Origin of the sequence: Stenotrophomonas sp. PS02297 (assembly GCF_029959705.1) — a bacterium.
GTDB lineage: Bacteria > Pseudomonadota > Gammaproteobacteria > Xanthomonadales > Xanthomonadaceae > Stenotrophomonas > Stenotrophomonas nitritireducens.
The window spans coordinates 1-11,365 of the sequence record NZ_JASCOS010000113.1; the positions used below are offsets into that span (position 1 = coordinate 1).

The window sequence follows — 11,365 nt, forward strand, 5'->3', positions numbered from 1 at the left end:
CCGCGGGGGGGGGCGCCGCGGGGCGGGGGGGGGCCGCGGGGGCGGGCGCCCGACTGTGCGCGGGCAAGCAATGCAGGGCGGGGCCGGCCGGCGCGAGGCGCGCGCCTTCGCGCCGGCCTCGGTGGCGAACGTGGCGGTCGGTTTCGACCTGCTCGGCTATGCCGTGGCCGGCGTCGGCGATACGGTGACCGTGCGGTGCATCGAGGCGCCCGAAGTGCGCATCGCGGCGATCCGCGGTACCGCCGCGGACCTGCCCACGGATGCGGCCGGCAACACCGCCGGCGCGGCGCTGATCGCACTGCGGCAGGCGCTGGCGCTGCCGTTCGGCTTCGAGATCGAGATCGACAAGGGCATACCGCTCAGCTCCGGCATGGGCGGCTCGGCAGCCTCGTGCGTGGCCGCGCTGGTCGCGGCCAACGCCCTGCTGGATGCGCCGTTGAGCAGGGAAGCGCTTTATCTGCATTCGCTGGAAGGCGAGGCGGTGGCCAGCGGCAGCCGCCATGGCGACAACCTCGGGCCGATGTTCCTCGGCGGGCTGGTGCTGTCCACCCTGGAGCGGCTGGTGCCGGTGCCGGTGCCGGCACCGTGGCACAGCCTGCTGGTGCACCCGGATGCGCTGCTGGAAACCCGCCGCGCGCGCGCCGCCCTGCAGGGCGATTACGCGCTGCAGGAGTTCGTCGCCCAGAGCACGAACCTGGCGCTGGTGCTGGCCGGCTGCCATGCAGGCGACGCCGGGCTGGTGCGCGCCGGCCTGCGCGACGTGCTGGTCGAACCGCGCCGCGCGCCGCTGATCGCCGGCTTCGATGCGGCCAAGCAGGCCGCGCTGGATGCCGATGCGATGGGGGCCAGCATTTCCGGCGCCGGTCCCAGCGTGTTCGCGTGGTTCGAGACGCGCGAAGCGGCCGAGGCCGCCGCGCCGAAGGTGCGGGCCGCGTTCGCCGACGCAGGCTTCGACAGCCAGGGCTGGGTGACGCCGCTGGACAGCCCGGGCGCGCGTCTGCTTTGAAACCCCGCCCTCCTGCGCGGGGGCACTTCACGGAATCTTCTCCATGCATTTCATTTCCACCCGCAACGATGCTCCCGCCGCCACGCTCAGCCAGGCCATCGCCGCCGGGCTTGCGCCCGATGGCGGACTGTATGTGCCGCAGCAGATGCCCCCGGCCCGTGCCCTGGAGGCGGGCGACTCGCTGGCCGACACCGCGGCCACGCTGCTGCAGCCGTTCTTCGCCGGCGACGGGCTTGAAGCCGAGCTGCCGCGGATCTGCGCCGAAGCCTTCGACTTCCCGGCGCCGCTGCAGCGCCTGGCCACCCGCAACGACCATGTGCTGGAGCTGTTCCATGGCCCGACGGCCGCGTTCAAGGATTTCGGTGCGCGCTTCCTGGCCGCCAGCCTGTCGCGGCTGCGCGCAGGACAGGAGCGCCCGTTGACGATTGTCGTGGCGACCTCCGGCGATACCGGCGCGGCCGTGGCCGCCGCCTTCCACAATCAACCCAACCTGCAGGTGGTGGTGCTGTATCCGGACGGGCGCGTGTCGCCGCGGCAGGCGCACCAGCTGGGTTGCCTGGGCGGCAACATCCGCGCACTGCGCGTGGCCGGCTCGTTCGACGATTGCCAGGCCATGGTCAAGCAGGCGTTGAACGATGCCGGGCTGCAGGCGCAGGTGCCGCTGAGTTCGGCCAACAGCATCAGCCTCGGCCGCCTGCTGCCGCAGATGAGCTATTACGCGCATGCGGCGCTGACCCATCGCGCCGCGCACGGCTCGCCGCTGAACGTCGTCGTTCCCACCGGCAATCTCGGCAATGCGATGGCGGCGGTCATGGCGCGCGCCCTGGGCGTGCCGCTGGGACGGATCGTGCTGGCCACCAATGCCAACCGCGTGCTGCCGGACTTCTTCGCCGGTGGCGGGTACCAGGCCCGCACCAGCGTGGCCACGCTCGCCAATGCGATGGACGTGGGTGCGCCCAGCAACTTCGAGCGGCTGCGCTGGCTGTACGCCGGCGACGACGCGGTGCTGCGCGCGCAGTTCCTCTCGCGTGCGGTGGACGACGACGCCATCCGCGACACCATCGCCGCGCGCCATCGGCGGCATGGCGAAGTGTTCTGCCCGCACACCGCCACCGCGGTACGGGTGCTGGAGCAGTTGCGCGCCAGCGGCGAGGCCGCGGCGCACGAACACTGGGCGGTGGCGGCGACGGCGCATCCGGCCAAGTTCGAAACGGTGGTCGAGCCGCTGATCGGTCGCCAGGTGCCGGTGCCGCCGGCGCTGGCCGAGCTGCTGCAGCGTCCGGCGCATGCCGAGCCCTGCGCGCCGGGATATGCGGCGCTGCGCGACGTGCTGCTGGCTTGAGAGCCGCCGCCGCGTTGTCCACAGCGGATGTGGAGCGCGGCGAGGAAAGCCTGTGGACAAGTGCCCGCCGGGCCAATGCCGGCGGGCGTTCGCGCCGGTCTGGTCAAAATGACGCCAGACCGGTGGCCTGGCTCAGGCTGCGTGCGGGCGGGGCAGGTTGCCGGAGCGGTTGCGCCTGTTGCCGCGCCCGCTCAGGCCGAGCAGCCAGCTGGCCACCGGCAGGGCGGCCAGCATCAGCAGCCAGCCGGCGACTATGAAGCCGCCGGCGGAGAACAACGGCAGGCCTGCCGCGACGGTGAAGGCAGTGGCGAACGTCAGCGTGGCCAGCGCGCAGTGGAAACGGAGCCGGTCGCGTCCCAGCCGCCGCAGCAGCCAGGCGGCGGGCAGGGCAAGCAGCAGGTTGATCGCGAAGTCCTGCAGGGTCAGCGCGCCGTACCAGGCGGTGCCGGACAGCCCGGCCTGCGCGAGTCGGGCCGGAATCATGTTGTGGGCGGCGATCGGCGGCCAGGCATACAGGACCAGCAGCACGAAACCGATGCCGATGACGATGGAGAGCAGTGTGGCGACAGCACGCGACATGAGACCTCCCGGGCGCCGCCAGCGGTGGCGGCCAGGCCCAGCTTGCAGACCGCGCAGCGCAGCGTCAAATGCCGGGCGGGCGATTCAGCCCAGGTCGTCGTTGGCCAGCTTCTGCAGGCCGGCGAAATCGAGGATCTCGACCACGTTCAGGTGCGGCAGGGCGATCAGCCCCTGCTGGCGCAGCTTGGTGAAGGTGCGGCTGACCGTCTCCATGGTCAGGCCGAGATGGTCGGCGATGTCGCCGCGCCCCATCGGCAACGCCACCCGGTTGCCGACCTGGCCCTGCATGGCCTCGCGCGCGGCCAGGCGCAGCAGGAAATCGGCCAGCCGTTCCGGTGGCTGCAGGCGGGCCAGGGCCAGGGCGTTGTCCTGCGCGGCGTCCAGTTCCTGGCAGGCGCGCTGCAGCAGTTTGCGCTCCAGGTGCGGGAAGCGCTGGCGCAGGTCGCGCATCTGCGAGGTCGGCACCCGGCACACGCGGCTCTCGGCGATGGCCTCGATGTCATAACGGTGATGGTCGCTGCCGCTCAGGCCCACGTAGTCGCCCGGCAGGACGAAGCCGTTCACCTGGCGGCGGCCGTCGGCCAGCGTGCGCACCAGCCGCAACGCGCCCTCGGTCACGGTGAAGACATGCGCGCGCGGTTCGCCGCTGCGGGCCAGCGTGGCGCCCATCGGCACCGGCATGGACAGCGTGATCTGCTCCAGGGCCTGTACTTCGTCGCAGGACAGCGCCGAGCACACCGACAGGTGGCGGACCGAGCAGTGCAGGCACTCGCGCGCGCCGCTGCCTTCGGAGACGGTCTGGAATGCGGCAGGTGGCTCGGAACCGGGGACGGGCCGGGTCATGGCTTCGGGGCGGGGGAAGTGTGCGCATGATACTTCATGCGGTCGGCCCGGGCGGCGTGGCGCTAGAATTGGCGTCCGCTCATCCCCCCGTTTGCAGGAGTTCCACCCGTGATCAAGCCCCGTACGCCGCCCGGCATCATGGAGTTGCTGCCGCGCGAGCAGATTGCGTTCCAGCGCATGCTGGACGTCATCCGCCGCAACTACGAGCGCTTCGGGTTCCTGCCGGTGGAGACGCCGGTGTTCGAGCTGTCCGACGTGCTGTTGACCAAGTCCGGCGGCGAGACCGAGCGCCAGGTGTATTTCGTGCAGTCCACCGGCGCGCTGGCCAATGCCGCCAGCTCGGCCGAGGCGGGCGGCGACAAAAGCCTGCCGGAAATGGCGCTGCGTTTCGACCTGACCGTGCCGCTGGCGCGCTACGTGGCCGAGCACGAGCACGAGCTGACCTTCCCGTTCCGCCGCTACCAGATGCAGCGCGTCTACCGCGGCGAGCGCGCCCAGCGCGGCCGCTTCCGCGAGTTCTACCAGTGCGACGTGGACGTGATCGGCAAGGACGCGCTGAGCATCCGCTACGACGCCGAAGTGCTGGCGGTGATCCACGCGGTGTTCTCCGAACTGCGCATCGGCAGCTTCGCGGTGCAGCTGAACAACCGCAAGCTGATGCGCGGCTTCTTCGAGGCGCAGGGCGTGGCCGATCCGCAGCAGCAGGCGCTGGTGCTGCGCGAGGTCGACAAGCTCGACAAGCGCGGTGCCGACTACGTGCGCGAGACCTTGGCCGGCCCGGACTTCGGCCTGCCGGCCGCGGCGGTGGAGCGCATCCTCGCCTTCGTCGAGGTGCGTTCGCAGTCGCACGCCGACGCGCTGGCGAAGGTCGACGCGGTGCTGGCCGAAGCCGGCGAGGGCGCCAGTGCATCGCTGCGCATCGGCGCCGCCGAACTGCGCGAGGTGCTGGAGCTGGTCAAGGCGCTGGGCGTGCCGGAAAGCGCGTACTGCCTGAATTTCTCCATCGCGCGCGGGCTGGACTACTACACCGGCACCGTCTACGAGACCACGCTGCTGGACCACCCGCAGATCGGCTCGATCTGTTCCGGTGGCCGCTACGAGGATCTGGCCAGCCACTACACCAAGAGCCGGCTGCCGGGCGTGGGCATCTCCATCGGCCTGACCCGCCTGTTCTGGCAGCTGCGCGAGGCCGGCCTGATCGAAGGCATCGCCGAAAGCAGCGTGCAGGCGATGGTGGCGCTGATGGACGAGGCGGCGATGCCGCAGTCGCTGGACATCGCCCGTCGCCTGCGCGCCGGCGGCATCAACACCGAAGTGCAGATGGAGCCGAAGAAGATCGGCAAGCAGTTCCAGTACGCGGCCAAGGCCGGCATCCGCTTCGTGGTGCTTGCCGGCGAGGACGAGCTGGCGCGCGGCGTGGTTGCGGTCAAGGACCTGCTGCGCGAGCAGCAGTTCGAGGTCGCCCGCGACGAGCTGGCGTCCACCCTGCAGGTGGAACTGGAGCAGGCCCGCGCCATGGCGCGCTGAGCGCCCGGGCTCGACCTGAACCAAAGGCCCCGCACTGCGGGGCCTTTTCTTTTGCCAGGACGACGCTGGCCGCCGATGTTTGACCGGGCAATCCCGTTTGGATTAATGTATTAGCACGCTATTACATTGGTACGTATGAAAACGCGCCCAGACCCCGACCGCGAAAAGGCATCCGACGCTTCCCTCAAGGCGCTGGCGCGTGCGTTCGCCGCGCTGGACCGGCCGCAGGACGTGCAGGCCTTCCTGCGCGACCTGTGCACGCCCGCCGAGCTGGAGGCGATGGCCGACCGCTGGCGGGTGGTGCCGCTGCTGCGCAAGGGCGTGCCGTACCGCGAGATCTACGACCTGACCGGGGTGAGCGTGACCACCATCGGCCGGGTCGCGCGCTCGCTCGAACATGGCGCCGGGGGCTATGCCGCCGCCATCGAGCGCCTGTCCGTGCGCAAAGCCGAATCCAACTGAGACAAGACCCATGAGTGCTTCTTCCTCCGCGCCGACCCGCGACCGGCTGCGCATCGCCATCCAGAAAAGCGGGCGCCTGGCCGACCCCGCGCGCAGCCTGCTGGCCGCCTGCGGGCTGAGCTGGCGGCAGAGCCGCGACAAGCTGTTCTGCTTCGGCGAATCGCTGCCGGTGGACCTGCTGCTGGTGCGCGACGACGACATCCCGGGGCTGATCGCCGATGGCGTCTGCGACCTCGGCGTGGTGGGCCTCAACGAACTGGACGAGCAGGCCAAGGCGCGCCGGCAGCTCGGCCTGGCCGATGCCTACCAGCCGCTGCGTGGCCTCGGCTTCGGCCAGTGCCGGCTGATGATCGCCGTGCCTGAGGAATGGGACTGGCAGGGGCCGGCGCAGCTGGCAGGCCGGCGCATCGCCACCAGCTATCCGGCCATCCTCGCCGCATGGCTGAAGGACAAGGGCGTGGACGCGCAGGTGGTGGAGCTGTCCGGCTCGGTGGAGATCGCGCCCAGGCTCGGCACCGCCGACCTGATCTGCGACCTGGTCTCCAGTGGTGCCACGCTCGCGGCCAACCAGCTCAAGCCGGTGGAAACGCTGCTGGACAGTGAGGCGGTGCTGGCGGGCCCGGCGCACGCGCTGGACGACGCCCGCGCCGGACTGATGGCGATGCTGTTGCGTCGCCTGGATGGCCTGAGCAGGGTGCAGGACCGGAAGCTGCTGATGTTCTCCGCCGCGGAGGAACGCGTGGACGAACTGGCGCGGCTGCTGCCCGATGCCGAGCCGCTGCTGCGCCTGCCGGGCAATGGCGGAGCGGTACGCCTGCAGACCATGTGCAATGGCGCACTGAGCTGGCAGCGGCTGGAGGAGCTGGAGCGTGCCGGTGCGCAGGGGCTGATGGTGCTGGCGGTGGAGAAATCGCTGGCATGAACATCCTCGACTGGAATGCACTGGATGCCGACGCGCAGGCGCGTGCGCTGACCCGGCCGGCGCAGGCCGTGGCCGCGCAGACCCGTGCCGCGGTCGCGGCCCTGATCGAACAGGTGCGCGGCATCGGCGACCTCGCACTGCGCGACATCACGGCGCGTTTGGATGGTGTGGCGCTGGAACGCTTCGAGGTGGGCGAGGACGAGTTCGCCGCCGCCGAACTGGCGGTGCCGGCGGACCTGCGCATCGCCATGCAGCAGGCGGCCGGACGCATCGACGCCTATCACCGCGCCGGCATGGCGCAGCCGTATTCGCTGGAGACCGCGCCGGGCGTGGTCTGCGGCAAGGTCATCCGCCCGATCGGGCGCGTCGGCCTGTATGTGCCGGCCGGCAGTGCGCCGTTGCCGTCGACCGCCCTGATGCTGGGCGTGCCGGCGAAACTGGCCGGCTGCCGCGAAGTGGTGCTGTGCACGCCGCCGCGCAAGGACGGCACGGCCGATCCGGCGGTGCTGGTGGCCGCGCGCCTGACCGGCGTGCACAAGGTGTTCAAGATCGGCGGCGCGCAGGCGATCGCGGCGATGGCCTGGGGCACCGCGACCGTCCCGTCCTGCGACAAGCTGTTCGGGCCGGGCAACAGCTACGTCACCGAGGCCAAGCAGCAGGTGGCGCAGGCCGGCGCCGCCGCCATCGACATGCCGGCCGGTCCGTCCGAGGTACTGGTCATCGCCGATGCCGGCGCCAACCCGGCTTTCGTCGCGGCCGACCTGTTGTCGCAGGCCGAGCATGGCCCGGACTCGCAGGTGCTGCTGCTGAGCGACGATGCCGCGTTGATCGCCGCGGTGCAGGCAGAAGTGGAGCGGCAGGTGGCGCGGCTGCCGCGCCAGGGCATCGCCCGGCAGGCGCTGGCTGCCTCGCTGCTCGTAAGGGTGGCGTCGATCGAACAGGCATTTTCCATTTCCAATCGCTACGCGCCGGAGCACCTGATCCTGGCGCTGCGGCAACCGCGCGACTGGCTCGACCACGTCGAGGCCGCCGGTTCGGTGTTCCTCGGCGACCACACCCCCGAAGCGCTGGGCGATTACTGCTCCGGCACCAACCACGTGCTGCCCACGGCCGGCGCCGCGCGCGCCTTCAGCGGCGTCAGCGTGGCCAGTTTCCAGAACCAGATCAGCGTGCAGGCGGCCAGCGCCGAGGGCATCGCCGGCATCGGCCCGTGCGCCTTGATCATGGCCCGCGCCGAAGGGCTGGATGCGCACGCCAACGCGGTCGCGCTGCGCCTGGGAGATGCGCCATGAGCGGCGTGCTCGACCTGGTGCGCGAGGACCTGCGCGGTTTCGGCGGCTATTCCTCCGCGCGCAGCGCCAGGCTCGACGGCGAAATATGGCTCAACGCCAACGAAGCGGCATGGCCCAATCCGGGCGATGCCGCGGCCACCTGCCGGCGCTACCCTGAGCCGCAGCCACAGGCACTGCGCGAACGGCTGGCCGCGCTCTACGGCTGCACGCCCGGACAACTGCTGATCGGGCGCGGCAGCGACGAGGCCATCGACCTGCTGGTGCGTGCATTGTGCGTGCCGGGCCGCGACGGCGTGCTGTACACGCCGCCGGTGTTCGGCATGTACGCGGTCAGCGCGCGGCTGCAGAACGCGCCGGCGCTGGAAGTGCCGCTGCGCGACGACGAGGCCGGCCTGGTGCCGGACATCGACGCCATCATCGCCACCGCGAAGCGGGGCAGGGCGCGGCTGGTGTTCCTGTGCTCGCCCTCCAATCCCGGCGGCCTGAGCATCCCGCTGGCGCAGGTCGAGCAGGTCGCCGTGGCCCTGCGTGGACAAGCCCTGGTGGTAGTGGACGAGGCCTATGCCGAGTTCGCCGACGAACCCTCGGCGGCGACCCTGTTGCCGCGCCACGACAACATCGCCGTGCTGCGGACGCTGTCCAAGGCGCATGCGCTGGCGGCTGCGCGCATCGGCTGCGTGATCGCCGACGCCGACCTGGTCGCGGTGCTGCGCTGCTGCCAGGCGCCATACCCGATCCCGGCACCGTGCTCGGCACTGGCGTTGGATGGACTGGACGACGCGGCGCTGCTGCGTACGCGCGAACGCACCGCGCTGGTGCGCGCCGAACGCGGGCGTCTGCGCGCCGCGCTGGCGGCCTTGCCCGGCGTGCGCCGGGTGTACGCCTCCGACGCCAACTTCCTGCTGGTGCGCTTCGTCGATGCCGAAACCGCGTTCCAGCGGCTGCTGGCCGCCGGCGTGGTGGTGCGCGACCAGCGCGCCGCGCCGCAACTGCACGATGCCCTGCGCATCACCCTGGGCACCCCCGAACAGAACGCGCGCGTGCTGGGCGTGCTTGCCACCCTGGAGCCTGCCGCATGACGCCCATCCTGTTCGTCGACCGCGACGGTACCCTGATCGAGGAGCCGGCCGATTTCCAGATCGACGCCTACGAGAAGGTCCGCTTCGTCAACAACGTCATCCCGGCGATGCTGCGCCTGCGCGATGCCGGCTACCAGTTCGTCATCGTCTCCAACCAGGACGGGCTGGGCAGCGAAAGCTATCCGCAGGCCAGCTTCGACGGCCCCAACGAACTGATGCTGCAGATCTTCGCCAGCCAGGGCATCGCGTTCCGCGACGTGCTCGTGGACCCGAGCTGGCCGGCCGACAACAGCCCCAACCGCAAGCCGGGCATCGGCATGATGCTGCCGTACCTGCAGGATCGGAACATCGACTGGGCGCGCTCGGCGATGGTCGGCGACCGGCCCACCGACATCCAGTTCGCCGACAACATGAAGATCCGCGGCTTCCAGCTGCGCACAGAACAGTTTGGAGGGCAGTGGGACTGGGACGGCATCGCCCACGAACTGGCCGACGCGCCGCGCCGCGCCACCGTGCAGCGTGATACGAAGGAAACGCAGATCCGCGTAGCCGTCGATCTGGACAAGGTGGCCACGGCGAAGATCGACACCGGCCTGCCGTTCTTCGACCACATGCTCGACCAGATCGGCCGCCACGGCGGCTTCGCGCTGGAAATCCAGGCGCGCGGCGACCTGCACATCGACGAACACCACACCATCGAGGACACCGGGCTCGCCCTGGGCCAGGCATTGCGCGAGGCGCTGGGCGACAAGCGCGGCATCGGCCGTTACGGCTTCACCCTGCCGATGGACGAGACCCTGGCCAGCGCCGCGCTGGACTTCAGCGGCCGCCCGTATTTCGTGTTCGAGGGCAGATTCAAGCGCGAGCGCGTCGGCGACATGCCCACCGAACTGGTGCCGCATTTCTTCCGCTCGCTGTGCGACGCCGCCGGGTTGAATCTCAACCTCAAGGTCGAGGGCGACAACGACCACCACAAGGTCGAGGCCTGCTTCAAGGCGCTGGCGCGCGCATTGCGCCAGGCGATCCGCCGCGAAGGCACCGAGCTGCCTTCGACCAAGGGGGCACTGTGAACGCGGTCGGCCTGGTGGATGCGGGCGGGGCCAACCTCGGCTCGGTGCGTTATGCGCTGGAGCGCCTGGGCGTGGCGGTGCGCATGGTGCGCGAACCGTCCGCGCTTGAAGGTACCTCGCGGGTGATCCTCCCCGGGGTCGGCGCCGCGGCCGAAGGCATGCGCCGCCTGCACGCGCAGGGACTGGTGCAGCCGCTGCGCGACCTGCAGGTGCCGTTGATGGGCATCTGCCTGGGCATGCAACTGCTGTTCGAGCGCTCGGAGGAGGGCGGCGTGGACTGCCTGGGGCTGCTGCCGGGCGTGGTGCGCCGCCTGCATCCTGCGGTAGGGGTGCGCGTGCCGCACATGGGCTGGAACAAACTGCTGGCGCTGCGCGAGTCGCCGCTGCTGGACGGTGTTCCGGCTGGTTCCAGCACCTATTTCGTGCACAGCTACGCCGCGCCGGTCACTTCCGACACGGTGGCGGCCTGCCATCACGGCGGCCTGTTCACCGCGGTAGTGCAGCGCGGCCGCCTATGCGGCGCGCAGTTCCATCCCGAACGTTCGGCCGGGCCCGGCGCGCGCATCCTGCGCAACTTCATCGAGAACGACTTTCCATGAGCTTTGTTGTCTATCCCGCGCTGGACATCCGCGATGGCCAGGTGGTGCGCCTGCTGCAGGGCGATTACGCGCAGCAGACCACCTATGGCGACGATCCGCTGCCGCGCGCGCAGGCCTTCGCCGCCGTCGGCGCGCGGTGGATGCACCTGGTCGATCTGGACGCGGCCAGGGCCGGCGGCTACACGCTGGCGCCGCTGCTGGCGCAGATCGCGGCAAGCACTTCGTTGAAGGTGCAGACCGGCGGCGGCGTGCGTGGCCGCGACGACGTGGCGCGGCTCCTCGACGCCGGCGCCAGCCGGGTGGTGATCGGATCGCTGGCGGTACGCGACCCCGGGAGCGTGCTGGCGTGGCTGCAGGAATTCGGCCCGGACCGGCTGACCATCGCGCTGGACGCGCGGCAGGGCGAGGACGGCGTGTGGCGCCTGCCGGTGCACGGCTGGACCGAGACCGCCGACGCGACCCTGGACGAACTTGCCCTGCGCTACGCGCAGGCCGGCATGGAGCACCTGCTGTGCACCGACATCGCCCGCGACGGCATGCTGTCCGGCCCCAACCTCGACCTGTACGCGCACCTGTCGCGGCGGCTGCCCGGCGTGGCGGTGCAGGCCTCCGGCGGCGTGCGCGACGTGGCCGACGTGGCCGCG

The 11,365-nt window shown here is 71.0% G+C and carries 12 protein-coding genes; 10 read left to right on the forward strand and 2 right to left on the reverse strand.

The genetic code is table 11. The annotated features are described in order from the left end of the window. The first annotated feature begins 70 nt into the window (after positions 1 to 70). Together QMX80_RS15900 and thrC are read left to right on the forward strand one after the other, a co-directional pair. Complete coding sequence (locus tag QMX80_RS15900) at positions 71 to 1,006, forward strand: homoserine kinase (RefSeq protein WP_273082244.1); 936 nt, start codon at positions 71 to 73, stop codon at positions 1,004 to 1,006. Between the two features lie 43 nt (positions 1,007 to 1,049). Beyond that, positions 1,050 to 2,348 carry a threonine synthase gene (thrC, locus tag QMX80_RS15905; RefSeq protein WP_282278100.1) on the forward strand — a complete coding sequence of 433 codons (1,299 nt, stop codon included), beginning with the start codon at positions 1,050 to 1,052 and terminating at the stop codon, positions 2,346 to 2,348. Between the two features lie 132 nt (positions 2,349 to 2,480). On the opposite strand, the gene QMX80_RS15910 is transcribed toward thrC, so the two are convergent. Continuing rightward, positions 2,481 to 2,927: a hypothetical protein gene (locus QMX80_RS15910; RefSeq protein WP_282278101.1), complete on the reverse strand. Its 447-nt coding sequence runs from the start codon at positions 2,925 to 2,927 to the stop codon at positions 2,481 to 2,483. Between the two features lie 84 nt (positions 2,928 to 3,011). Beyond that, complete coding sequence (locus QMX80_RS15915; protein WP_055765140.1) at positions 3,012 to 3,770, reverse strand: helix-turn-helix domain-containing protein; 759 nt, start codon at positions 3,768 to 3,770, stop codon at positions 3,012 to 3,014. 108 nt (positions 3,771 to 3,878) lie between these two features. On the opposite strand from QMX80_RS15915, the gene hisS reads away from it, so the two are divergent. From hisS to QMX80_RS15955, 8 genes are all read left to right on the forward strand, one after another. Next, the gene (gene hisS / locus QMX80_RS15920; protein WP_282278103.1) at positions 3,879 to 5,297 is read left to right on the forward strand and encodes a histidine--tRNA ligase; all 1,419 of its coding nucleotides are present in this window, start codon (positions 3,879 to 3,881) and stop codon (positions 5,295 to 5,297) included. Between the two features lie 135 nt (positions 5,298 to 5,432). Further along, positions 5,433 to 5,759 carry a YerC/YecD family TrpR-related protein gene (locus tag QMX80_RS15925; protein WP_055765145.1) on the forward strand — a complete coding sequence of 109 codons (327 nt, stop codon included), beginning with the start codon at positions 5,433 to 5,435 and terminating at the stop codon, positions 5,757 to 5,759. 10 nt (positions 5,760 to 5,769) lie between these two features. Beyond that, positions 5,770 to 6,681: an ATP phosphoribosyltransferase gene (gene hisG / locus QMX80_RS15930; protein WP_273081702.1), complete on the forward strand. Its 912-nt coding sequence runs from the start codon at positions 5,770 to 5,772 to the stop codon at positions 6,679 to 6,681. Then, positions 6,678 to 7,973, forward strand: coding sequence for a histidinol dehydrogenase (gene hisD / locus QMX80_RS15935; RefSeq protein WP_282278107.1), 1,296 nt, complete (start codon positions 6,678 to 6,680; stop codon positions 7,971 to 7,973). Before hisG ends, hisD begins: the two co-directional genes overlap by 4 nt. Next, positions 7,970 to 9,052: a histidinol-phosphate transaminase gene (gene hisC, locus QMX80_RS15940; RefSeq protein WP_282278108.1), complete on the forward strand. Its 1,083-nt coding sequence runs from the start codon at positions 7,970 to 7,972 to the stop codon at positions 9,050 to 9,052. The genes hisD and hisC overlap by 4 nt, the downstream gene beginning before the upstream one ends. After that, on the forward strand, positions 9,049 to 10,122 hold the full coding sequence (gene hisB, locus QMX80_RS15945) for a bifunctional histidinol-phosphatase/imidazoleglycerol-phosphate dehydratase HisB (RefSeq protein WP_282278110.1): 1,074 nt from the start codon (positions 9,049 to 9,051) through the stop codon (positions 10,120 to 10,122). The genes hisC and hisB overlap by 4 nt, the downstream gene beginning before the upstream one ends. Then, positions 10,119 to 10,721, forward strand: a complete 603-nt coding sequence (gene hisH, locus QMX80_RS15950; RefSeq protein WP_273081696.1) for an imidazole glycerol phosphate synthase subunit HisH — start codon at positions 10,119 to 10,121, stop codon at positions 10,719 to 10,721. Before hisB ends, hisH begins: the two co-directional genes overlap by 4 nt. Then, positions 10,718 to 11,365: 1-(5-phosphoribosyl)-5-[(5-phosphoribosylamino)methylideneamino] imidazole-4-carboxamide isomerase (locus QMX80_RS15955; RefSeq protein ID WP_282278111.1), on the forward strand; the 648-nt coding region annotated here is incomplete at its 3' end. The genes hisH and QMX80_RS15955, both read left to right, overlap by 4 nt.